This is a genomic window from Methylobacterium cerastii (assembly GCF_022179125.1).
Taxonomy (GTDB): Bacteria; Pseudomonadota; Alphaproteobacteria; order Rhizobiales; family Beijerinckiaceae; genus Methylobacterium; species Methylobacterium cerastii.
Map to the genome: position 1 here is coordinate 116,181 of NZ_BPQG01000007.1, position 22,208 is coordinate 138,388.

At 70.5% G+C, this 22,208-nt stretch carries 19 protein-coding genes and 1 pseudogene; 13 read left to right on the forward strand and 7 right to left on the reverse strand.

Translation table 11 applies throughout. From position 1 onward, the window contains the following. Positions 1-6: 6 nt before the first annotated feature. The 3 genes from MFF13_RS04035 to MFF13_RS04045 all read right to left on the reverse strand — a co-directional run bounded on the left by MFF13_RS04035 (position 7) and on the right by MFF13_RS04045 (position 2,772). A complete protein-coding gene (locus tag MFF13_RS04035; RefSeq protein WP_238270967.1) occupies positions 7-780 on the reverse strand; it encodes an anti-sigma factor family protein in 774 nt (257 codons plus the stop codon). 115 nt (positions 781-895) lie between these two features. Further along, complete coding sequence (locus MFF13_RS04040; protein ID WP_238270969.1) at positions 896-1,549, reverse strand: sigma-70 family RNA polymerase sigma factor; 654 nt, start codon at positions 1,547-1,549, stop codon at positions 896-898. Positions 1,550-1,629: 80 nt separating this feature from the next. After that, positions 1,630-2,772, reverse strand: coding sequence for a patatin-like phospholipase family protein (locus MFF13_RS04045; protein WP_373322481.1), 1,143 nt, complete (start codon positions 2,770-2,772; stop codon positions 1,630-1,632). A gap of 446 nt (positions 2,773-3,218) precedes the next feature. On the opposite strand from MFF13_RS04045, the gene ispG reads away from it, so the two are divergent. Both ispG and MFF13_RS04055 read left to right on the forward strand, forming a co-directional pair. Further along, positions 3,219-4,538 (forward strand): flavodoxin-dependent (E)-4-hydroxy-3-methylbut-2-enyl-diphosphate synthase, encoded by a 1,320-nt coding sequence (ispG, locus tag MFF13_RS04050; protein ID WP_147752206.1) that lies wholly within the window; start codon positions 3,219-3,221, stop codon positions 4,536-4,538. Positions 4,539-4,893: 355 nt separating this feature from the next. Beyond that, positions 4,894-6,882, forward strand: coding sequence for a potassium transporter Kup (locus MFF13_RS04055; RefSeq protein WP_147828313.1), 1,989 nt, complete (start codon positions 4,894-4,896; stop codon positions 6,880-6,882). Positions 6,883-6,962: 80 nt separating this feature from the next. Here the strand turns inward: MFF13_RS04055 and MFF13_RS04060 are convergent, their stop codons facing one another. Beyond that, positions 6,963-7,385, reverse strand: coding sequence for a type II toxin-antitoxin system VapC family toxin (locus tag MFF13_RS04060; protein WP_147828312.1), 423 nt, complete (start codon positions 7,383-7,385; stop codon positions 6,963-6,965). Beyond that, the gene (locus tag MFF13_RS04065; RefSeq protein WP_147752203.1) at positions 7,385-7,627 is read right to left on the reverse strand and encodes a type II toxin-antitoxin system Phd/YefM family antitoxin; all 243 of its coding nucleotides are present in this window, start codon (positions 7,625-7,627) and stop codon (positions 7,385-7,387) included. The genes MFF13_RS04060 and MFF13_RS04065 overlap by 1 nt, the downstream gene beginning before the upstream one ends. Positions 7,628-7,942: 315 nt before the next feature. On the opposite strand from MFF13_RS04065, the gene MFF13_RS04070 reads away from it, so the two are divergent. From MFF13_RS04070 to MFF13_RS04080, 3 genes are all read left to right on the forward strand, one after another. Continuing rightward, complete coding sequence (locus tag MFF13_RS04070) at positions 7,943-8,419, forward strand: (2Fe-2S)-binding protein (RefSeq protein ID WP_147752202.1); 477 nt, start codon at positions 7,943-7,945, stop codon at positions 8,417-8,419. Further along, positions 8,416-10,755 carry a xanthine dehydrogenase family protein molybdopterin-binding subunit gene (locus MFF13_RS04075; RefSeq protein WP_238270971.1) on the forward strand — a complete coding sequence of 780 codons (2,340 nt, stop codon included), beginning with the start codon at positions 8,416-8,418 and terminating at the stop codon, positions 10,753-10,755. Before MFF13_RS04070 ends, MFF13_RS04075 begins: the two co-directional genes overlap by 4 nt. Positions 10,756-10,999: 244 nt before the next feature. After that, positions 11,000-11,386, forward strand: a complete 387-nt coding sequence (locus MFF13_RS04080; RefSeq protein ID WP_147752200.1) for a hypothetical protein — start codon at positions 11,000-11,002, stop codon at positions 11,384-11,386. Between the two features lie 507 nt (positions 11,387-11,893). Here the strand turns inward: MFF13_RS04080 and MFF13_RS04085 are convergent. After that, entirely contained in the window at positions 11,894-12,142 is a 249-nt protein-coding gene (locus MFF13_RS04085) for a hypothetical protein (RefSeq protein ID WP_147752198.1), read from the reverse strand. 251 nt (positions 12,143-12,393) lie between these two features. Next, positions 12,394-13,113, reverse strand: coding sequence for an NAD-dependent deacylase (locus MFF13_RS04090; RefSeq protein ID WP_238270974.1), 720 nt, complete (start codon positions 13,111-13,113; stop codon positions 12,394-12,396). A gap of 161 nt (positions 13,114-13,274) precedes the next feature. Here MFF13_RS04090 and MFF13_RS04095 point away from each other — a divergent pair, with 161 nt between their 5' ends. The 8 genes and pseudogenes from MFF13_RS04095 (at position 13,275) to urtC (ending at position 22,206) form a co-directional block, all read left to right on the forward strand. Beyond that, positions 13,275-13,754 (forward strand): hypothetical protein, encoded by a 480-nt coding sequence (locus MFF13_RS04095; RefSeq protein WP_147828308.1) that lies wholly within the window; start codon positions 13,275-13,277, stop codon positions 13,752-13,754. Between the two features lie 88 nt (positions 13,755-13,842). Further along, positions 13,843-15,593 (forward strand): annotated as a pseudogene (ggt, locus tag MFF13_RS04100) (gamma-glutamyltransferase). Positions 15,594-15,706: 113 nt separating this feature from the next. Continuing rightward, positions 15,707-16,480, forward strand: a complete 774-nt coding sequence (locus MFF13_RS04105; RefSeq protein WP_147761804.1) for a lysophospholipid acyltransferase family protein — start codon at positions 15,707-15,709, stop codon at positions 16,478-16,480. A 217-nt stretch (positions 16,481-16,697) separates the two neighbouring features. After that, the gene (locus MFF13_RS04110) at positions 16,698-17,054 is read left to right on the forward strand and encodes a hypothetical protein (protein WP_306422408.1); all 357 of its coding nucleotides are present in this window, start codon (positions 16,698-16,700) and stop codon (positions 17,052-17,054) included. Positions 17,055-17,303: 249 nt separating this feature from the next. Next, complete coding sequence (locus MFF13_RS04115) at positions 17,304-18,401, forward strand: DUF2125 domain-containing protein (RefSeq protein ID WP_373322483.1); 1,098 nt, start codon at positions 17,304-17,306, stop codon at positions 18,399-18,401. A 165-nt stretch (positions 18,402-18,566) separates the two neighbouring features. Next, complete coding sequence (gene urtA, locus MFF13_RS04120; protein WP_147753752.1) at positions 18,567-19,835, forward strand: urea ABC transporter substrate-binding protein; 1,269 nt, start codon at positions 18,567-18,569, stop codon at positions 19,833-19,835. A gap of 263 nt (positions 19,836-20,098) precedes the next feature. Beyond that, positions 20,099-21,025, forward strand: a complete 927-nt coding sequence (urtB, locus tag MFF13_RS04125) for an urea ABC transporter permease subunit UrtB (protein WP_238270985.1) — start codon at positions 20,099-20,101, stop codon at positions 21,023-21,025. Between the two features lie 11 nt (positions 21,026-21,036). After that, complete coding sequence (urtC, locus tag MFF13_RS04130) at positions 21,037-22,206, forward strand: urea ABC transporter permease subunit UrtC (RefSeq protein ID WP_147753750.1); 1,170 nt, start codon at positions 21,037-21,039, stop codon at positions 22,204-22,206. Positions 22,207-22,208: the final 2 nt, after the last annotated feature.

Sequence of the window (22,208 nt, forward strand, 5' to 3'; positions counted from 1 at the left end):
CCGCCCTCAGGGCGCGGCGGCCAAAGCCAGGGCCGCGTGCCGCAAATCCTTCGCGTCGTGGCCGCCGCTGACGGCGTAGGCCGAGTCGCGGGTGGTCCAGGCGAGCGTCGCGCCGTCGCCGGCATCCTCCACGTCGGTGGCGAGCCCGGCCGCCTGCACGAGGCCGGACGAGCGGCGCCGGGTCGCGAACAGCGAGACCTCGCCGAGGTCGCCGGCGGCGAACGCCACCTCGATCCCGGTGCCGCTGCGGGCGGGAAACACCTGCACGTCGCGCACGGTCCAGCCGTCCGGCAGGGCGGGGAGCGCGATGCCGGTGGCGGCCGAAAGCCGGTCGCGGTCGTAGGCCGGCGCGCCCTGCGCGCCGATGCGGGCGCGCAGCCGAGCCACCTCGCGCGCCTGCTGCGCGTCGGCGACGAGGGCCGGGTCGACCGGCGACGCGAAGGTGTCGGGCACGCCGAACTGGCCGACCTCGCTGTGCGCGAGCCAGCCGGCGCCGACGAGCACGGCGATCGCTGCCGCCCGCTTGAGACGCGACGCGAACGAGCTCCAGCGCAGCGACCGGTCGAGGCGGCGGGCGGCGAGGCGCAGCCGGTCGGGCCCCGGGCCCGGCGACGGGGCGAAGGATTCGCGCAGCGCGTCGCGGTCGTGCATCTCGGCCATCACCCGGGCGGCGACGTCGGGGTGGCCGGCGAGGTACGCCTCCACGTCGAGGCGGCGCATCACGTCGAGCTGCCCGTCGACGAAGGCGATGAGGTCGGTGTCTGCAATCGGGTCGGTCATCGCGCTCGTCCTGTCGTCTCGTTCGTCGTCCTCGACGCGGGGCGCCGCCCTGCCGCCCGTTCGTCTCGTCGCGCCGGGGTGCCTACCGCGTCCGGCGTCGTCCCGTTCCGCGGGGTCAGAAGTCCCCGACGGCGCGACGGAAGTAGGGGGCGTCGCCCGGCCCCTCGGTGCGGCCGTCGCGGGCGACGAGGCGCAGGCCCGGCCGCTCCGGCCCGCGCGCACGCGGCTCCTCGGCAGCATTTCCGGGAGCTTTCCGCGCCGTGCCCTCCCGCGCGCCGCCCTCGCCCTCCTCGAAGGCGCGCAACGCCGCCCGGCCGCGCCCGAGACGCGACATCAATGTGCCGATCGGGATGCCGAGAACCGCCGCCGCGTCGGCGTAGGCCATGCCTTCGAGGGTGACGAGGTGGAGGGCGGCGCGCTGCTCCTCGGGGAGCGTCAGGAAGGCGCGGCGGATCTGGGCGAGGCGGACTTGGCCCTCCTGGGCCGGCGGCGCCACCTCCTCGTGCATCTGCACCAGGACGTCGGCGTGGCGGGTCTCGACGCGCTTGCGGCGCTGGTCGTCGATGAAGACGTTGTGCAGCACCGTCATCATCCAGGTGCGCAGGTTGGTGTTCGGCCGGAGGCTGCCTTCCGCCTCCAGCGCGCGGACCAGCGTGTCGTGCACGAGGTCGTCGGCCCGCAGGGTGTCGCGGGTGAGCGAGCGCGCGTAGCGCCGTAGCGGCACCAGCAGGTCGACGATGTCGGGACGCTTGGTCTTGTCGGCGATCATGGAGCGTAAACGGACCCGCGCGCGGCTTTAATCCACCCGCGCAGCGAGAATCCCGTTTGAGACGATCCCGCGCGGAGCGCCTACTGATACGCCTTCTGCAGGTCGAGGGAGCAGTCGCGGCCGATCTTCTCGTAATGCTCGGCGAGCCAAGCCTGCGCGGCGCCGCGGCCCTTGTCGCGCAGGCGCTGGAACACGCGCCAGCGGGCGTCGAGCTTCGAGGCGGCGTTGTAGTCCTCCAGCGCGTCGGTGCCGTCGATGCGGTGGACCAGCACCCGCTGGTACTGGCCCTGGCCGAGCACGCCCTCCTCGATCAGCCCGTCGACGAAGTCGATCGCGCGCAGCTCGCGCATCAGGTTGGCGTTGAAGGTGATCTCGTTCAGCCGGTCCTGGATCTCCTTCTCGGTCCGCGGGGTCTCGCGACGCTCCACCGGGTTGATCTGCACCAGGACGATGTCGCGGGTCACCGCGCCGCGATGCAGCGGATAGAGCGGCGGGTTGCCGAGGTAGCCGCCGTCCCAATAGGGCACGCCGTCGATCTCCACCGCCTGGAACACGGTCGGCAGGCAGGCCGAGGCCATCAGGTGATCGACGGTGAGACGTTCGCGCTCGAACACCGCGAGCTTGCCGGTCCAGACGTTGGTGGCCGAGACGAAGACGCCGGCGGTGTTCGATTCGCGCAGGCGCTCGAAGTCGACCTGGGCGGCCAGCGCCTTGCGCAGCGGGTTGATGTTGAGCGGGTTCGAGACGTAGGGGCTCGGCGTCAGCACCTTCGACCAGAACTCGATCACCGGGTTGCCCTTCAGGGCACCGAACATCCCGTGGAACAGGCTGCGCTGGCCGGGGGAGAAGTCTCCGTCGAGGCTGACCTCGCGCCAGAACCGCTCCAGCCCGGCGCGGGCGCCCTCGGGACCGCCCGCGAGCCAGCCGTCGATCATCACCACGGCGTTCATCGCGCCGGCGCTCGCCCCCGTCACCGCCTCGAAGCCGAGGCGCCCGTCCTCGATCAGCGCGTCGAGGACGCCCCAGGTAAAGGCGCCGTGCGCGCCGCCGCCCTGAAGCGCGAGCGCCACGTTCTTCTCGGCCCGCGGCCCTGCGAGCACGTGGTGCGACGGGTGCGCGGAAGGGCTGTCGGCGATGCCGTCGGAGACCGGCTCGGGCACGGCGGTGGCCGGGTTGTCCGGCTCGGGACGATCGGTGGAGGACTTTGAGGTCAACGTCATCATCGCCTCGACATGGGTTGTTGCACTGCAATATCAACGCACGCACCGCAGCATTTTCCTACGGACGTGGCGGCGGCGCAAGCGCGGCGAACGCCCGACGGTTCCGCGAATCGGCCCTGCCGGAGGCGGGGCGATCGGCGGTGTCGGCATCGCAGGGGCACGCTCGGAATCCGACGGCGGAGCGCGCGATCCCGTTGGCGGGCAACGCCTTTCCGGGGCACGCGGAGAACGATCGGCCTGAGCTGTGGCGTGCGCGAACTCGACATCGCCGGGCGGATGCGACATGACACGCGCGGTGCAGACATGCAGGGCCGCGGGATTGACGCGGTCATGCGTCAATCGCAGCTAAACGATCGAGGGCGTAACGCGATCGCATGCTGCGCGCAGCCGCCGGCCGATCGCGCCCCGCGAAACACCAAGGCCTTGAACGAAGGTCCACGATGGAAGCCATGCAAGCCGCCAGCCTCGACCAGAACCCGCTCGCCGCGCAGGTCGCGGGCCTGACCGGACCGGAGATCGCCGGGCCGGCTCCGCGGCACCGCACCGTCGGCGTGCGCGTCGGCGAGGGCGAAGGCGCGGTGATCGTCGGCGGCGGGGCACCGGTCGTCGTGCAGTCGATGACCAACACCGACACCGCCGACATCGACGCCACGGTGGCGCAGGTCGCCCAGCTGGCGCGGGCCGGCTCGGAGCTGGTCCGCATCACCGTCGACCGCGACGAGGCCGCGGCCGCCGTGCCGAAGGTGCGCGAGCGCCTCGACCGCATCGGCTGCCACGTGCCGCTGGTGGGCGACTTCCACTACATCGGCCACAAGCTCCTCTCCGACCATCCGGCCTGCGCCGAGGCGCTGGCGAAGTACCGGATCAACCCGGGCAACGTCGGCTTCAAGGAGAAGAAGGACGTCCAGTTCTCGACGATCATCGAGCAGGCGATCCGCTACGGGAAGACCGTGCGCATCGGCGCGAACTGGGGCTCGCTCGACGAAGCGCTGCTCACCCACCTGATGGACGAGAACGCGAGGCTTCCCCGGCCGATCGACGCCCGCGCGGTGATGCGCGAGGCGATGGTGCAGTCGGCGCTCTCCTCGGCGGAGCGCGCCGTGGAGCTGGGCCTGCCGAAGGACCGCATCATCCTCTCCGCCAAGGTCTCGGCGGTGCAGGACCTGATTGCGGTCTACCGCGAGGTCGCCCGCCGCTCGGACTACGCGATCCACCTCGGCCTCACCGAGGCCGGCATGGGCTCGAAGGGCTTGGTCGCGGCGTCGGCCGCCATCGGCGTGCTGCTGCAAGAGGGCATCGGCGACACGATCCGCTACTCGCTGACGCCGGAGCCCGGCGGCGACCGCACCGTCGAGGTGAAGGCCAGCCAGGAATTGCTGCAGACCATGGGCTTCCGCACCTTCGTGCCGATGGTCGCGGCCTGCCCCGGCTGCGGCCGCACTACCTCGACCACGTTCCAGGAACTCGCCCGCGACATCCAGAACTGGATCGTCACCTCGATGCCGGAGTGGAAGAAGACCTATCCGGGCGTCGAGGGCCTGAACGTCGCGGTGATGGGCTGCATCGTCAACGGACCCGGCGAATCGAAGCACGCCGACATCGGCATCTCGCTGCCGGGCACCGGCGAGACCCCGACTGCGCCGGTCTTCATCGACGGCAAGAAGGCGATGACGCTCCGCGGCGCGACCCTGGCCAAGGACTTCGAGACGGTGGTGATCGACTACATCGAGCGCCGCTTCGGCCAGGGCGCGCGCAACGCCGCGGAGTAGGACGGCCCGATTGTAAAGCGTAACACGCGCTCTTCCCTCCCCCCTCTGCGGGGGAGGATGGGCCTCGCGTCAGCGAGGGTCGGGAGAGGGGAGCGACCTTTCCGGACAACGCGCTCCCCTCTCCAGACCCGCTGCGCGGGCCACCCTCCCCCGCAGAGGGGGAAGGAAGAGCGGCTTGGGAACCGCCCTGTTCCCGCTCGGGCGCCGGCGTGATAGCAGGGCCTCGAAGGCCCCGTGAGCGGCGGGCCCCGCGACCGCGCGGGTTCATTTCACGCACACGGTCGCATCCTCCGGTGGGACCTTCGATGCGCCACACCGCGAAACGCCGCGCAGGCCTGAGCCTCGAACGCACCCGATGACACACCCTGCCACACCGAGCGGTCCTGCCGCTCAGCCCGGCGCCGTGCCGGACAAACCCGCGGCGACCGCGCCCGGGGCCGCGAGCCTGCCGGCCGGCACCCTCGATCCCGTCGAGGGGCAGAGCCAGGGCCATGCCGCCCCGGGGCTGTGGACGCTGGCGGTCGGCTCGGTCGGCGTGGTCTACGGCGACATCGGCACCAGCCCGCTCTACGCCTTCCGCGAGGCGTTGGTGCCGGCCCGCTACGACAACATCCTGCTGCCCGAGGAGGTGCTCGGCACCGCCTCGCTGATCCTGTGGGCGCTGTTCCTGATCGTGACGGTGAAGTACGTCGCGATCCTGCTGCGCATGGACAACAACGGCGAGGGCGGCATCCTCTCGCTGATGGCGCTGGCGCGGAAGGCGCTCGGCGGATCGCGGATCGTGTTCGCCCTCGGCCTGCTCGGCGCGGCCCTGTTCTACGGCGACGCGGTGATCACCCCGGCGATCTCGGTGCTCTCGGCGGTGGAGGGTTTGAAGCTCGTCACGCCGGCCTTCGAGGGCTCGGTGCTGCCGATCACCGTGGCGATCATCCTGGCGCTGTTCCTCGTGCAGAGTCGCGGCACCAGCAAGGTCGCCGCCTTCTTCGGCCCGGTGATGGTGGTGTGGTTCGCGGCCCTGGCGTTGGCGGCCGTGCCGCACATCTTCGGAAACCTCGCGGTCTTCAAGGCGCTGAACCCGTGGTACGCCGTGCACTACCTGCTCGGCCACGGCACCGGCGCGCTCGTGGCGCTGGGCGCGGTGTTCCTGGCCGTCACCGGCGCGGAGGCGCTGTTCGCCGACCTCGGGCATTTCGGACGGCGTCCGATCCAGATCGCCTGGATCGGCCTGGTCTTCCCGTCGCTGGCGCTGAACTACCTCGGCCAGGCGGCCCTGGTGCTGGAGAAGCCCGACACCACCGACCCGTTCTTCCAGCTGTTTCCCGAATGGGCGCTGCTGCCGATGGTGATCCTCGCGACGCTGGCCACCGTCACCGCGAGCCAGGCGGTGATCACCGGGGCGTTCTCGCTGTCCCGGCAGGCGATCCAGCTCGGGCTGCTGCCGCGGCTTGAGATCCGCCACACCTCCGAGTCGCATTCGGGGCAGATCTTCCTGCCGCAGATCAACGTGCTCCTGATGGTCGGCGTCGTGGTGCTGGCGGTGGTGTTCCGCTCGTCCTCGGCCCTGGCCTCAGCCTACGGCATCGCGGTCACCGGCACGATGCTGCTCACCGCGAGCATGACCTTCCTCGTGGTCTGGCGGCTGTGGCGCTGGTCGCCGGTGGCGGCCGCCGCCTTGATGCTGCCGTTCATCGTCATCGAGTTCCTGTTCCTGCTATCGAACCTGCTCAAGGTGCTGGAAGGCGGCTACGTCCCGCTGCTGCTGGCCGCCGGCCTGATCGTGCTGATGTGGACCTGGGTGCGGGGCGTCACGATCCTGTTCAACAAGACCCGCAAGACCGACGTGCCGATCCTCGAGCTCGTCGGCATGCTGGAGAAGAGCCCGCCGCACCACGTGCGCGGCACCGCGGTGTTCCTGACGAGCGACCCCGAGATCGCGCCGGCGGCGCTGCTGCACAACCTCAAGCACAACAAGGTGCTGCACGAGAAGAACGTCATCCTCACGGTCGAGACCGTCGACACCCCCCGCGCCAACGGGCCGGACCGGGTGCGGCTCGAGCCGATCGGGCCGGGCTTCTTCAAGGTCGTGATGAAGTTCGGCTACATGGAGACGCCGAACATCCCCAAGACCCTCGTGCTGTTGCGCAAGCAGGGCTTCAAGTTCGACATCATGGCGACGTCGTTCTTCCTGTCGCGCCGCTCGATCCGCCCCGCCGCCCATTCCGGGATGCCGCTGTGGCAGGACCGGATCTTCATCACCCTGGCCAAGAACGCCAACGACGCGACGGACTTCTTCCAGATCCCGACGGGCCGGGTCGTGGAGGTCGGGACGCAGGTCACGGTCTGAGGCTTGGTGCCATCCGACGCTTGCCGGTCAGAGCGAGGCTTGCCGGTCGGAGCGAGGCTGCCGTCAGAGCGAGGCTGCCGTCAGAGAAGGTCGGTCGGCACGCCCAGAGCCGCGCCGGCTTCCGCCAGGCGCTTGTCGAGCGTGGCGAGAACCAGGCCTTCGTCCATGACGATCGCGAGGTGCAAGGCATCGCCCGCTCGTAGGCCCAGCCGCGCCTGATCGGTGCATCGCGCTGCGGATCGAAACGTCGCTCCGGTCACAGGCAACATTCGGAACGAGGCGGACGAAAGCTGTGCGAAAGCGGCAAGCGCCACGGATCGCCGCACTCCATCGATTGCGCCTGTTCGGACCTTGATCGAAAGCGCTGCCGAGAATTCCGTTACGACCCAAGCACTGATGGCAAGGTCGTCGGCCCTCTGGGCGGCGAGCCATTCTTGCATCCGTCCCGTGTTCGCTTCGGTAGTCAGCGCTGCAACCAGGACGGACGTATCGAGGTAGGGCATCAATAGCGCTCGTCGTCGCGCATCGCCCGAATGAAGTCTGCTGCACCTTCGTCTTGGAACGGCATCTGTGCCGTGACCGCCCTCAGGGCGTCGAGATCGACCTTCCGCTTCGGTTCCGACACGGCGCTCAGCCGCACGACTTCTCGTCCGCGGCGGGTGATGGTGACGGCTTCACCTGCGATGACCCTATCGACGAGGGCGCTGAGATGCGCCTTCGCTTCGGCAAGGCTGACCGTCGCCATAGAAACCTCCACCCACCTTCATGACCATTCAGATAGTCATTTAGTCCAAGAGCCGCATGGCGACAATCTTCCAGACGATCTCGAAGCCCGATTCCCATTGCGTGCGCCACCGCACACGGCATGCCCCCGGCGCCGGGCTCGCGTCGCGTGCGGTCGTTTGCCCGCGTTGCACCGCGGAACGGGCATGCCGTAGATTGAATTCATTCTGAGAACGACGTGCGGACCCGGGGGGCGTCGCGGTTCGGCGGGCCTTGCATCCCACCCGAGCCGTCGAGCCCTCCCGACGCGATCCGCGTTCAGACAGGACCTTTGCGAATGATCAAACTGACGGTGAACGGAGCGCCACGCAGCTTCGACGGCGATCCCGACATGCCGCTGCTCTGGTACCTGCGCGACGAGCTCGGGCTGGTCGGCACCAAGTTCGGCTGCGGCCAGTCGCTGTGCGGCGCCTGCACGATCCACCTCGGCGGCACCGCCACCCGGTCCTGCACCACCCCGATCTCGGCCGCAGCCGACCAGGCGGTGACCACCATCGAAGGGCTCTCGCCCGACGGCAACCATCCGGTGCAGGTGGCTTGGCGCGACCTCAACGTGGCGCAGTGCGGCTACTGCCAGTGCGGCCAGATCATGCAGGCGGCCTCGCTCCTGAAGGACACGCCCAAGCCCACCGACGCGCAGATCGACGAGCAGATGAGCGGCAACATCTGCCGCTGCGGCACCTACCCGCGCATCCGCGCCGCGATCCACCAGGCCGCCGGCCAAGCGCCCGCCACCAAGGGAGAGCGCCTGTGATCCACGACGCCAAGATGATGGCCGAGCTTGCGGCCGAGACGCCGACCCGGACGCCGCTGATCGCCAACGTCAGCCGCCGCACCATCCTCGGTGGCCTGGGCGCCTTCGTGCTCGCGGTGAACCTGCGCGGCACGGCCAAGGCCGAGGCCGCCAAGGACGAGCCGCCGAAGTTCGGCGCCGACGGCATGCCGCACGGCTGGCGCGACGACCCGAAGATCTTCGTCGCGATCGCCGCCGACGGCCGCGTGACCGTGACCAACCACCGCTCCGACATGGGCCAGGGCGTGCGCACCTCGGTGGCCTTCGTGGTCGCCGACGAGCTCGAGGCCGACTGGTCGAAGGTCGGCGTGGTCCAGGCCTGGGGCGACGAGGAGCGCTTCGGCAACCAGGACACCGACGGCTCGCGGAGCCTGCGCCACTTCTTCCAGCATTTCCGCCATGCAGGCGCCGCGGCCCGGCTCATGCTGATCCAGGCGGCCGCCAAGCAGTGGAACGTGCCGGCCTCCGAGGTCACGGCCGAGAACCACGTGCTGGCGCACGCCAAGTCGAAGCGTACGATCGGCTACGGCGAGGTCGCGGCCGCCGCGGCGGAGCTGCCGGTGCCGGCCCGCGAGAGCGTGGTGCTGAAGGACCCCAAGACCTTCCGCTACATCGGCAAGGGCCAGATCGGCATCATCGACAACCGTGACATCACCACCGGCAAGGCCGTCTACGGCCTCGACACGAAGCGCGAGGGCATGCTGTACGCCCTGGTCGCGCGCCCGGCCGTCTACGGCGGCAAGGTCGTCTCGTACGACGACACCGAGACCAAGAAGGTCCCCGGTGTCGTGAAGGTGTTCAAGATCGACGGCGGGGCGATCCCGTCCGAGTTCATGCCGCTCGGCGGCGTCGCCGTGGTGGCCAAGAACACCTGGGCGGCGATGAAGGGCCGCGAGGCCCTTAAGATCGTCTGGGACGACGGCCCGAACGCCGGCTACGACACCGACGCGTTCCGCACCGAGCTCGAGAAGGCGTCGCGCGCACCCGGCAAGGTCGTGCGCAACCAGGGCGACGTCGACGGGGCGATGGCCAAGGCCAAGACGAAGCTCACGGCCGACTACTTCGTGCCCCACCTCGTCCAGGCTCCGATGGAGCCGCCGGCCGCCGTGGTGCAGGTGAAGGACGGCGCGTGCGAGGCCTGGGCCTGCACGCAGGGTCCGCAGGCCGCCCACGACCGGCTGGTCAAGGCGCTCGGCCTGCCCGCCGACAAGGTGCGGGTGAACGTGACGCTGCTGGGCGGCGGCTTCGGCCGCAAGTCCAAGCCCGACTACGTGGTCGAGGCGGCGCTCTGCTCGCGCGAGGTCGGAGGCGCGCCGGTGAAGCTCACCTGGACCCGCGAGGACGACATCCACCACGGCTACTACCACACCATCTCGGCCGAGCACCTCGAGGCGGGCCTCGACGACAAGGGCATGCCGGTGGCCTGGCTCCACCGCTCGGCGGCGCCGACGATCGGCTCGATCTTCGCGCCCGACCCGAAGCACGAGCTGCCGTTCGAACTTGGGATGGGCCTGGTCAACACGCCGTTCGCGGTGCCGAACATCCGGCTGGAGAACCCGGAGGCGGCCGCCCACGTCCGGATCGGCTGGTTCCGCTCGGTCTCGAACATCCCCCACGCCTTCGCGATCCAGTCGTTCGTGGCGGAGCTGGCGCACGCCGCGGGACGCGACGCGAAGGACTACCTGCTCGATCTGATCGGGCCGGCGCGCAAGATCGATCCGACGACGATCGGCGACGTGTGGAATCACGGCGAGGACCCCAAGCTCTACCCGATCGACACCGGGCGCCTGCGCCGGGTGATCGAGACCGCCGCCGGCGGTGCCGGCTGGGGCCGCAAGCTGGAGAAGGGCCGGGGCCTCGGGCTCGCGGGTCACTACAGCTTCGTCACCCACACCGCGGTCGCGGCCGAGGTCGAGGTCGACCCGAAGGGCGGCGTGAAGGTGGTGGCCGTCGACATCGCGATCGATTGCGGGCCTCAGGTCAACCCGGAGCGCATCCGCTCGCAGATGGAAGGCGCCGTGGTGATGGGGATGGGCCTCGCGCTCACCTCCGAGATCACCTTCAAGAACGGCCGGGCGCAACAGAACAACTTCGACGGCTACGAGATCATTCGGATCGACGCCGCCCCGAAGGTGATCCGCGTGCACCTCGTCAACTCGGGCACCTGGGACGGCCCGCTCGGCGGCGTCGGCGAGCCCGGCGTTCCGCCGGTGGCGCCGGCCATCGCCAACGCGGTGTTCGCCGCCACCGGGCGCCGCGTGCGCCAGCTACCGATCCGCGACCAGCTCAGCGCCTGAGCCGGCGGACCCGCGCCGCCCGACGGCGCGGTGACGGATTGGACGACCGAGGGGCCCCTCTTCAACCGGAAGAGCGGGCCCTTCGGCGTTCTTGCGACGGCGCGTCGCCTGCGAAGCGCGTTTTCAAGGCGTCATCTGTCGTAAGGGCCGCCTTTCAGGGGAGCCTTGCCGGCGGATGCCGCGTTTCCGTCGGCAAGCCGTTCGGCTCCCCCGTTCGGCTCGAAGACACCGGAGATTCCATTCGATGACGCGTCTCGCGTACCTCGCCGCCCTGCTCGCGGCGCCCGCCCTGATCGCATCCGCCTCGGCCTCGCCCTGTTCCGAGCGGATCGACGGCCTCGACAAGCGGGTGAAGGCGGAGGCGACGGCCGCGATCTCGGCTTCGACCAGCGGCCAGGGTGCCGCCGCCAAGCGCGGCGGCGAGGGCGTGACCGGCACGGAGGGGACCGCCCCCGGCCAGTCGCCGCAGGCCCCCCCGGAGAAGTCGGCCGAGGCCGGCAAGGGCGCCGACGCCGCCCAGCAGGCCAAGGTCGCCCTCGACGAGGCCCGCACCGCCGACGCCAAGGGCGACGCCAAGGCCTGCGACGCCGCGGTGACGCGCGCCGAGGGCCAGCTCAAGTCGGCTCCGTAGGCCTATCGCGTTCACGAACGCCGGACGCTGCACCTACAAAGGTCAGTGGATCGACGGGACTGCCGCAGATGGATCCGGCTCAAGTTGCGGGTATGGCGCGGGTCCCCGCTCCCCGCACGCGGGGAGAGGCCCGGCTGCACCAAGTCGTACAGCCAGGGAGCGGCGGCGAAGCCGAAGGGACGGTGAGGGGGCACGAACGGATGTGGTTCCTCCGTGGCAGCCCCCTCACCTTCGGCTGCCGCCTCGCTTTGCCGACGACGAGGTCGGCAAAGCCCTCTCCCCGCAGGCGGGGCGAGGGGATGCGAGCACGACGAACTGCCACAAGCAGGGATGTGTGAGTCCTATGCCCCATACGGGAGGAAGGGCGGGTGGCGCGCAGCCTGTGTGCGACTGTGCGTAAGATGCGGGGCGCTGCACGAAGGTTAGAGCCTGCGAGCGCGCAGGGAGCACCGAGCGTGGTGCTTGGCCGGGGGGCGAAGAGCGCGTCCTCGCCCCGAGGGGGCGTCGTCAGGCGATCGCGTCGAAGGTGATGCGGGCGGCGGTGGCACCGAGGGCGTGCGCGTTGCCGTTGAGGCCGGCGCAGAGGTCGTCGATCTCGGCGACGTCGAGGGCGTCGCCGGTCTCGGCGGCGATCGCGTCGATGAGATGGTCCTGCCGGGGATCGAACGGGTGACCCTGCATCCGGTAGAACTGGTAGTAGCGCAGGGCCGCCAGGACCGTGTCGCGCTCGCGGGCCGTGACCGTGAAGTTCTGCATGGGCTGTTGGCTCCCGTGTGGCTTCATCGAACGCCGGTGCGCGCCGCGGCGACCGCACCAAGCTTGTCCATTGTACGCACGGCGTCGTGAGCGTCCATGTCTTGACAGAGCGATCCGGCGTGATTCGCCAAAGAAAGTCCGATTGCGCGCAAGCTGGACTTGAGTTTCCGAAAGCAATTCGCGTGGTTTTTCAGTGCGCTGCTGAATCGCCCGGCGTTATTCTGCCTAGTTTTCTGGCCCGATGCATCGGATCACGAGACGAGGGCGGCGAAGTAGGCCGGCACCGTCTCGCTCGCCGGGCCGTAGCGGGCCTCGTCGAACGCGTCCGCGTTGTCGGACGGCTCGGCGTTGAGCTCGCAGGTCGGGATGCCCTGCGCTCGCGCGTGCCGCACATAGCCGGCCGCCGGGTAGACGGCGCCCGAGGTGCCGATCGCGACGAACAGGTCGGCGGTCGCGAGCGCCGCCTGGATCGCGTCGAGGTGGTGGGGCATCTCGCCGAACCAGACCACGTCGGGCCGCGACGTGCCGACGGCGCCGCAGCGCGGGCAGGCGTCGGCGACGTGGAGGTCGCCGGGGCAGGCGAACGTGCCGCCGCAGGCCGTGCAGCGTCCCTTCAGGAGTTCGCCGTGCATGTGCACGACGGCGCGCGAGCCCGCCCGCTCGTGCAGGTCGTCGACGTTCTGGGTGCACAGGAACAGCCGCCCGCCGCGCTCGCCCAACGCCGCCTCGGCCCGGGCCAGCGCGACGTGGGCCGGGTTCGGCGTGGCCGCGACCACCCCGCGCCGGCGCAGGTTGTAGAAGTCGATGACGGTGTCGGGGTCGGCCGCGAAGGCCTCGGGCGTCGCGAGCCGCATCGGATCGAACCGCGCCCACATCCCGCCGCGGTCCCGGAACGTGCCGAGCCCGCTCTCGGCCGACACCCCGGCTCCGGTGAGGACGAAGACGTTCTTCGGAGGCTTGCGTTCGAACATGGGCGCGAGATTACACCCGTCCGACCCGAACCTCACCTCGGAACCTCAGCGCTGGAGCGCGGCGGCCCGGCCGCGCGCGGCGAGGCTTGGCGGAGGCCACCCGACGGCACCGCCTTCAGGGCGATGCCGTCCCGGCGGACAAGCCGGGCTATAACGCGCCGATGCGCTTCCTCGGCCGCCTCCTCCTCGGCTTCCTCGCCCTGCTCCTCGCGATCCCGGCCGGCGCCGCGATCCTGCTCGGCGCCCTCGTGCTCGATCCGGTGGCCAGCGTCTGGCTGACGCGAGGGGCGCTGGCCGGGCTTCATGCCGGCCTGTCGGACCTCGCCGCCGGCCTGCCGCCGGAGAGCGTCGCGTTCGTCGTCGCGGGACTGGCGAAGGCGTCCTTCGTGCTGCTGGCGGTGCCGCCCGCCCTCGTCGCGCTCGTCGGCGAGACCCTGCGATGGCGCGGCCTCCTCTGGTACGGCGCCGGCTGCGGCCTCCTCACCGCCGCCCTCCCCTGGCTCGTGCGCGGGGCCGTACGCCCCGGCGGCGCGGCGCTGGCGGCGGAGGCGCGCGTGACCGCGATCCTGTTCCTGGCCGGCGCCGGCGCCGGGCTCGTCTACTGGCTGATCGCGGGGCGAAGCGCCGGACGGCCCGCGTAAGCGTTCCAAGACGGGGCTCGCGGAACCCGCCGCCGGGACGAAGCGCCGGCGCCTGCCGCGTGGCCGCGGCCGTGCTATCCACGGTGGCATGAGATCGACCCGCGCCGTCCTCGCCGTCCTGCTCGCGCTCGGCGGTCCCGCCTCAGCACAGAGCCCGGCGCCGCCGATCCCCTCCGACGACGCGCGGATGCTGCCGGTCCTGGCCGTGCACGGCATGGTCGCGAGCCAGGAGGCCCAGGCGACGCGCGTCGGCGTCGAGATCCTCCGGCGCGGCGGCAACGTGGTCGACGCCGCGGTCGCGGTCGGCTTCGCGCTGGCGGTGACCCTGCCGCAGGCGGGCAACCTCGGCGGCGGCGGGTTCATGATGGTGCACCTGGCCGACCGGCAGGAGATCGTGGCGATCGACTACCGCGAGACCGCGCCGAGGGCCGCCACCGCCGACATGTTCCTGGCGCCCGGCAGCGAGCCGGACCGGGACGCCTCGCGGCGCGGCGGAAAGGCCGTCGGCGTACCGGGCACGGTGCGAGGGCTGGCGGAAGCGCACCGCCTCTACGGATCGGGCAAGCTGTCGCTCGCCGAGCTGATCGCGCCGGCCGAGGCGCTGGCCCGCGGCGGCATCCCGGTCGCGGGCGGCCTCGCCGATTCCCTGCCGCGCTCGGCCGGCCTCCTCGGGCGCTGGCCCTCGACCCGGAAGATCTTCTTCCGCGGCGACGCCCCCCTGCCCCGGGGCGAAAGCCTGGTGCAGGCGGATCTCGCGGGCACGCTGCGCGCCATCGCCGAAGGCGGGCCGGACGCGTTCTACGCCGGCCCGGTCGCCGCGCGGATCGCGGCGGCCGTGCGCGAGGCCGGCGGCCTGATGACGGAGGCGGACCTCTCCGCCTACCGCCCGGTGATCCGTCAGCCGGTGCGCGGCAGCTACCGCGGTTACGAGGTGATCTCGATGCCGCCGCCCTCCTCGGGGGGCGTCCACCTGATCGAAATCCTGAACATCCTCGAGGGCTTCGACCTCGCCGCGATGGGCGCGGGCAGCGCCGCCGCGATCCACACCCTGGCCGAGGCGATGAAGCCGGCCTACGCCGACCGCGCCACCTGGCTCGGCGACCCGGACCGGGTCCGCGTGCCGGTGCAGGGCCTCACCGCGAAACCCTACGCGGCGACGCTGCGCCGGGCGATCGACCCGGACCGGGCGCGGCCCGCCGACAGCATCGCGGCCGGCGACCCTCCGCCGCCGGAGCCCGACCAGACCACGCATGACTCGGTGGTGGACGCGGCCGGCAACGCGGTCGCCAACACCTGCACCCTGAACTTCTCCTACGGGGTCGGGCTGGTGGCCGAGGGCACGGGCGTGCTGCTCGACAACGAGATGGACGACTTCTCCGCCAAGGCCGGCACCCAGAACGCCTACGGCCTCGTCGGCGGCGACGCCAACGCGGTGGCGCCGGGCGCCCGCTCGCTCTCCTCGATGACGCCGACCTTCCTGTTCCGGGATGGACGCCGACCTTCCTGTTCCGGGATGGGCAGCTCACTCTCGTCACCGGCAGCCCCGGCGGCAGCCGCATCATCACCACGGTGCTCGCGGTGATCGTCAACCTGGTCGATTTCCGCATGAACCTCGCGGAGGCCGTCGCCGCGCCACGCATCCACCACCAATGGAAACCGGACGTGCTGCGCGTCGAGCAGGGTCTCTCGCCCGACACCCTCGCCCTGCTGCGGGCGCGGGGCCACGACGTTAGGGTGGGGGCGAGCTCGGGCTCGGCCAACTCGATCCTGCGCAGCGGCGGCCTGCTCGCGGGGGCGGCCGACCCGCGCCAGCGCGACACGCTGGCCGAGGAGTATTGATGTGAGGCCTGAGTATTGAGGCAGGACCCAAGACAACCTGAGGCGTCACGCCCGAGCGCCCTTGGCCCCGGCCGCGCCTGCGCGTTAAAGGGGGATCGTCACAGAAGGTCCCGATGCTCGCCGTCCGCTCCCTCGCGTTCAACCTCTGCTTCTACGCCGCCACCACGCTGATCGCGTTCGGCGGGCTGCCGACGCTGGTCTCGGGGCGGGCGGTGATGCGGCTGGCGCGGCTGTGGGGGCGGGTGACGCTGTGGCTGCTGCGCGTGGTCGCCGGCACGCGGGTCGAGTTCCGCGGGCTGGAGAACATCCCGGCCGGCGCGATGCTCGTCGGCGCCAAGCACCAGTCGGCGCTGGAGACCCTAGCCCTGTGCACGGTGTTTCCCGAATTCGCCTACGTGCTGAAGCGCGAGCTGCTGTTCATCCCGCTGATCGGCTGGTTCCTGTCGCGCAGCGGCATGGTGGCGATCGACCGGTCGAAGGGCGCGCGCGCCATGAGCCTGATGAACGCGGCTGCGGCGGATGCGATCGCGCAGGGGCGCCAGCTCATCGTCTTCCCCGAGGGCACCCGGACGGCGCCGGGCGCCGACCCGGCCTACAAGCAGGGCCTGTCCCACCTCTACGCGGCGCTCTCCGTGCCGTGCCTGCCGGTGGCGCTGAACACCGGCCTGTACTGGCCGCGCCGCAGCTTCGTCCGCCGCCCCGGCACCACGGTGATCGAATTCCTGCCGCCGATCCAGCCGGGCCTGGCGCGCGCGGACTTCCTCGACCTCGTCCAGGATCGCATCGAGACTGCCTCGAACGCGCTGCTCGCCGCCGGACGCGCCGACCTTGGACAGGCCGGCCGAACGGCTCCCGAGCCACAGCGCGAAACCTCGCGCCCGGCCTGACGTCGGACGCCGATTCCTGCGTCCGCGGCACCACCGGGACATTGTGAAACGCCCTTCGAATTCCCATTTTGTTCTCACGAGACGAATCGCTTGACGGGCGCTCGGCGCCCGATCTAGGTTGGAACGAATGGCGAACAAGAGAGCCTTGTCCTGGTCTGCGGCCCTCCGCGACCTGACGGACGAGCGGACACGGAGACGGGACGTGCGGGAAGAGCGCTTGAGGACCACCGCCGGCCTTCGCGGCACCCCGGCGCTGGCGCTCAGCGCCTGGCGCGGGCGTTCGGGACGGCGCTATGTGGTCGGCGTGCATGACCTCAGCGCGCCCGAGCTCGACGAGATGGGCGAGGCGGTGGTGATCGCCGTCCGCCGCGATCCCGCGGGCATCGCCGAGCTGGTGTCGGTGTCGTCCTCCGGTGAAAGCCCGCGCGAGCGCCTGCATCGCACCTGGCTCGCCCGCGCCCGCAAGGGCGGCGCGACGGAGATGCACGTGCACCGGCTCGCCGAGGGCGAGGCCGAGCGCAAGGCGATCGTCGACGACCTCTCGATGGAGAGCGCGGACCCCGCGCACGCCTGAACCCCCTTCGCTCGATCGGGCCGGCCGGCGTATCCGGCTGGCGCACCCGCGATCGAGCGAAGGCCGTATCCGCGGTCCGGTGGGGTGATGCGGATTCGGCGTGACGCCGCCTACGCCCCAGTTTCGCCCCGAGCCTCCCCTCATGGCTTGCTGGACGCATGACGATCGCGGACGAACCTGCGATGGGGCGAGCGCGCGGAGCGAACGATGCAGGATCCGGCAAGGCAAGATCCGGCAAGGCAAGGTCCTCTGGGGCAAGCCCCGGGCGAGCCCGTAGCAGTGCCACAGCGGGCGCCGCGCTCCCGGCGCGGCCTGTTCATGCCCTACATCCTGCTGCTGGCGCTGGTGGTGCTGTGGTCGGCGGGCTGGTTCTACGTCCGCGGCCGGGCGGCCTCCGAGATGGACGGCTGGATCGCCCGCGAGGCCAGCGCCGGCCGGACCTGGACCTGCGCCGACCGGTCGATCGGCGGCTATCCGTTCCGAATCGAACTGCGCTGCGGCTCGGTCAGCCTCGCGCGCGCCGACGGACGCTTCCGGCTCGGCCCGCTGACGGCGGTCGCGCAGGTTTACCAGCCGCGCCACGTGCTGATGCTCACCGAGGGCCCGTTTCACGTGGAACAGGGCGACCTCGTCGGCGACGCGACCTGGACGATGCTGGAGGGCAGCTTCCACGGCGCATCGGACGGGTTCGTCCGGGCCTCGCTCGTGGTCGACGCGCCGTCTGTGACGGTGGCCGGCGCGACGCCCGATCCGATCGCAGTCTCCGCCCGCCACCTCGAGCTGCATGCGCGCCCGACGCCAGGGCGCTTCGAGTCGGACGGCGCCGTCGATCTCAGCCTGCGCCTGTCGCAGGCCCTGGCGCCGTTGGCGGACGCGCTGATCGGCAACGCCGACCCGGCCGACCTCACCCTCGACGCCACCGTCGACCGCGCGACGACCCTCGGCACCGGTACGGTGGCGCGCGAGCTGGAGCGCTGGCGCCAGGCCGGCGGAAGCCTCGACGTCGCCAGCCTGGCGCTGGCCAAGGGCGAACGGCGGCTGCAGGCCAAGGGCAGCCTCGGGATCGACCAGGGCCACCGCGTCGCGGGGCAGCTCGACCTGCGCGCGGCGGGCGTCGAGTCGCTGGTCGCCGCGGTGGTCGGGCAGCGCTTCGGCGCCGACCGCGGCGCGCTGGTCGGCAACCTCGTCGGCGGCCTGCTCGGGCTGCGCCGCCAGCCCGAGGGCGGTGCGGGCGACGCCTCCGGCGAGGTGGCGCTGAAGCCGCTGCCGCCGCTGCGGCTCGCCGACGGCCGGATCCTGTTCGGGCCGATCGCGATCCCGAACGTGCGGCTGCAGCCGCTGTACTGATCGCACGCGTCCGGCATCGAGGGTGGAGCAGACTGCGCCGCCCGCACGGCGCCGGCCATACGCAAAACAGCGTATAGGCCGCGACGCGACCGAGCCCCTAGCCTGCGCCACGATCCGCGGCCGTTCCATGAGCCGCCGGACGCGAGATGCGAGGCGTGAGGCACGATGGCTGACGGGGATCACGATCTAAACCGGGGCTTGCGCTCGCCGCTGCGGCGCAAGCTGCTCATGGGGCTGGCGGCCGCGCCGGCCCTCTCGCTCCTGCCGCGCAACGCCTTCGCCGCCGGCCCGGCGACCTCGGCGGTGAGCACCACCGGCCTCGCCGTCACCGACACCGAGGTGACCTGCGGCATCCTCCACTCGATCACCGGCACCATGGCGATCTCGGAGACCGGCGCGCAGCAGGCGGAGAAGCTCGCCATCGCGCAGATCAACGAGGCCGGCGGCATCCTCGGCCGCAAGATCAAGATCATCCAGGAGGACGGCGCCTCCGACTGGCCGACGTTTGCCGAGAAGGCCAAGAAGCTCCTCGTCAACGACAAGTGCGCCGCCGTGATGGGCTGCTGGACCTCGGCCTCGCGCAAGGCGGTGCTGCCGGTGTTCGAGCAGTACAACGGGCTCCTCTACTACCCGACCTTCTACGAGGGCCTGGAGCAGTCCAAGAACGTGTTCTACACCGGCCAGGAGGCGACGCAGCAGATCCTCGCGGGTCTCGACTGGGTGCACAAGGAGAAGGGCGGCGACACGTTCTTCTTCGTCGGCTCGGATTACATCTGGCCGCGCACCTCGAACAAGATCGCCCGCAAGCACGTCGAGAACGTGCTCAAGGGCAAGGTCGTCGGCGAGGAGTACTTCCCGCTCGGCCACACGCAGTTCAACTCGGTCATCAACAAGATCAAGCTCACCAAGCCGAAGGTGATCTTCACCGACGTGGTCGGCGGCTCGAACGTGGCGTTCTACAAGCAGCTGAAGGCCTCCGGCATCGACCTCTCGAAGCAGGTGCTGCTGACGATCTCGGTCACCGAGGACGAGATCGACGGCATCGGCGGCGACAACATCGCCGGGGCGTACTCGTGCATGAAGTACTTCCAGTCGATCGAGAACGACAACAACAAGAAGTTCGTTGCCGACTTCAAGAAGATGTGGGGCGAAAAGACCGTCATCGGCGACGTCACCCAGGCCGCCTACCTCGGGCCTTACCTGTGGAAGATGGCCTGCGAGAAGGCCGGCTCGTTCGACGTCGACAAGGTCGTCGCCGCCTCGCCCGACCTCGAGTTCAAGGGCGCGCCGGAAGGCTACGTCCGCATCGACCCGAACCACCACCTCTGGTCGAAGACCCGCGTCGGCAAGGCCAAGCCCGACGGCCAGTTCGAGATCGTCTACACCAGCCCCGAGCTGATCAAGCCGGACCCGTTCCCGAAGGGTTACCAGTAGGCCGCATCCGCGCGCCGCCGGCGCGGCGCGCGATTTGCAGACGGCCTTTCGACGATCACTCATCCCCCCGACCTCATCCTGAGGCGCCCGCGGCAGCGGGCCTCGAAGGAGGGCTCCAGGGGTCGCCGAGCGCGCCGGAGGGCCCCTTCGAGGCCTCCGCTTCGCTCCGGCACCTCGGGACGAGGTGGGAGGGTGGGAGACGGCGATCGCGCAAAGCGGCGGGCCACGGCCCTCCGGCATTCCCGACGGCTCGGAGCGCACGGATGTTCGGTGACTATTCCCTCGGCGACCTCGGCGCGATCTTCGCGATGCAGGGCTTCGCCGGCCTGATCCTGTTCTCCGTCTACGTGCTGATGGCGCTCGGGCTGGCGATCATCTTCGGCCAGATGGGCGTGATCAACATGGCGCACGGGGAGTTCATGATCCTCGGCGCGTACATGACCTACCTGTGCTCGACGTTCTTCCAGAGCTACCTGCCGGCCCTGTTCCCGGGCTACTTCTTCCTGGCGATGGTGCTCGCCTTCTGCGCCTCGGGGGCGCTCGGGATGCTGGTGGAGTTGGCGCTGATCCGCCACCTCTACAAGCGCCCGCTCGACACGCTGCTCGCCACCTGGGGCCTGTCGCTGATCCTGCAGCAGGCCTACCGCTCGATCTTCGGGGCGCGCGAGGTCGGCGTCGAGCTGCCGACCTGGCTGATCGGCTCGGTGCAGGTCACCGAGTCCATCGAGATCCCGATCAACGGCCTGTTCGTGATGGCTGTCACCACGCTGATCACGGTCGGCGTCGCGCTGCTGATCTACCGCTCGCGCTTCGGCCAGCAGGTTCGCGCAGTGATGGCGAACCGCCCGATGGCAGGCGCCGTCGGTATCGATACCGAGAAGGTCGACCGCTACACCTTCGGCCTCGGCTGCGGCATCGCGGGCGTGGCCGGCTCGGCCTTCACCATGATCGGCTCGACCGGGCCGACCTCGGGCCAGCTCTACATCGTCGACACCTTCCTGATCGTCGTGTTCGGCGGGGCGGCCTCTCTGCTCGGTACCATCGCCTCGGCCTTCTCGATCTCGCAGACCCAGTCGACGCTGGAATTCTTCCTCTCCGGCTCGATGGCCAAGGTGCTCACCCTGCTCGCGGTGGTCGGCATCCTGATGCTGCGGCCGCAGGGCCTGTTCACCCTCAAGGTCCGGCGCTGAGGATTTCGACGATGAAGAACCCCGTCCAGACCCTGACCAAGTCCGTCACCGTGAACGACAACCCGTTCATGAAGCCGATCGAGTGGCTGAGCCTCGCGCTTCTCGCTCTGGTGCTCCTCGTCGTGCTGCCGAGCCTGCTCGACGCCTTCCGGCTCAACCTGGTGGGCAAGTACCTCACCTACGCCTTCGTGGCGCTCGGCCTCGTCATCTGCTGGGGCTATGCCGGCATCCTGTCGCTCGGCCAGGGCTGCTTCTTCGGCCTCGGCGGCTACTGCATGGCGATGTACCTGAAGCTCGAGGCGTCCAGCGTCGCGAACACCAAGATCCAGTCGACGCCGGGCATCCCCGACTTCATGGATTGGAACCAGATCACCGAACTGCCGTGGTTCTGGAAGCCGTTCCAGAGCCTGCCGCTGACCTTGATCCTCGTCGTCGCGGTGCCGGTGCTGTTCGCCTTCGCGATCTCGGCGGCGATGTTCAAGCGCCGGGTCGGCGGCACCTACTTCGCCATCATCACCCAGGCGATCGCCGCGATCCTGACCATCCTGATCGTCGGGCAGCAGGGCTACACCGGCGGCATCAACGGCATCACCGACCTGCGCACCCTCCACGGCTGGGACATCCGCACCGACAGCGCCCACACCATCCTGTACTTCGTCAACGGCGGGCTGCTGCTCGGCTGCATCCTGATCGCGCAGTTCGTGAAGAAGTCGAAGCTCGGGCGCATCCTCGTCGCGATGCGCGACAAGGAGGACCGGGTGCGGTTCTCCGGCTACTCGGTCGCCGGGTTCAAGGTCTTCGCCTTCTGCCTCGCCGCCGCCTTCGCGGCGATCGGGGGCGCGATGTTCACCCTCCAGGTCGGGTTCATGTCGCCGTCCTTCGTCGGCATCGTGCCCTCGATCGAGATGGTGATCTACGCCGCCGTTGGCGGGCGGATGTCGCTGTTCGGCGCGGTCTGGGGCACGCTGCTCGTCAACTGGGCCAAGACCAGCTTCTCGGAATCCTTCCCCGACCTGTGGCTGTTCGGCCTCGGCGCCCTGTTCATCGCCGTGGTGCTCGCCTTCCCGAACGGCCTCGCCGGCATCTGGCGCGAGCACATCGAACCCCGCCTCACCCGCCGGGTGAAGGGTCTGCGCGCCCCGCCCCCCGCGATCGTCCCCCACGGCGCCCCGGCCGAGTGAGA

Excerpts from the sequence above, each read along its gene's own strand:
- MFF13_RS04090 (WP_238270974.1), bottom strand. The coding sequence starts at position 13,113 with ATGTTCGAACGCAAGCCTCCGAAGAACGTCTTCGTCCTCACCGGAGCC.
- MFF13_RS04055 (WP_147828313.1), top strand. The coding sequence starts at position 4,894 with ATGACACACCCTGCCACACCGAGCGGTCCTGCCGCTCAGCCCGGCGCC.
- MFF13_RS04065 (WP_147752203.1), bottom strand. The coding sequence starts at position 7,627 with ATGGCGACGGTCAGCCTTGCCGAAGCGAAGGCGCATCTCAGCGCCCTC.
- MFF13_RS04060 (WP_147828312.1), bottom strand. The coding sequence starts at position 7,385 with ATGCCCTACCTCGATACGTCCGTCCTGGTTGCAGCGCTGACTACCGAA.
- MFF13_RS04045 (WP_373322481.1), bottom strand. The coding sequence starts at position 2,772 with ATGATGACGTTGACCTCAAAGTCCTCCACCGATCGTCCCGAGCCGGAC.
- MFF13_RS04105 (WP_147761804.1), top strand. The coding sequence starts at position 15,707 with ATGCTCGCCGTCCGCTCCCTCGCGTTCAACCTCTGCTTCTACGCCGCC.
- MFF13_RS04070 (WP_147752202.1), top strand. The coding sequence starts at position 7,943 with ATGATCAAACTGACGGTGAACGGAGCGCCACGCAGCTTCGACGGCGAT.
- MFF13_RS04035 (WP_238270967.1), bottom strand. The coding sequence starts at position 780 with ATGACCGACCCGATTGCAGACACCGACCTCATCGCCTTCGTCGACGGG.
- ispG (WP_147752206.1), top strand. The coding sequence starts at position 3,219 with ATGCAAGCCGCCAGCCTCGACCAGAACCCGCTCGCCGCGCAGGTCGCG.
- urtB (WP_238270985.1), top strand. The coding sequence starts at position 20,099 with ATGTTCGGTGACTATTCCCTCGGCGACCTCGGCGCGATCTTCGCGATG.
- MFF13_RS04040 (WP_238270969.1), bottom strand. The coding sequence starts at position 1,549 with ATGATCGCCGACAAGACCAAGCGTCCCGACATCGTCGACCTGCTGGTG.
- MFF13_RS04085 (WP_147752198.1), bottom strand. The coding sequence starts at position 12,142 with ATGCAGAACTTCACGGTCACGGCCCGCGAGCGCGACACGGTCCTGGCG.
- MFF13_RS04095 (WP_147828308.1), top strand. The coding sequence starts at position 13,275 with ATGCGCTTCCTCGGCCGCCTCCTCCTCGGCTTCCTCGCCCTGCTCCTC.
- MFF13_RS04080 (WP_147752200.1), top strand. The coding sequence starts at position 11,000 with ATGACGCGTCTCGCGTACCTCGCCGCCCTGCTCGCGGCGCCCGCCCTG.
- urtA (WP_147753752.1), top strand. The coding sequence starts at position 18,567 with ATGGCTGACGGGGATCACGATCTAAACCGGGGCTTGCGCTCGCCGCTG.
- urtC (WP_147753750.1), top strand. The coding sequence starts at position 21,037 with ATGAAGAACCCCGTCCAGACCCTGACCAAGTCCGTCACCGTGAACGAC.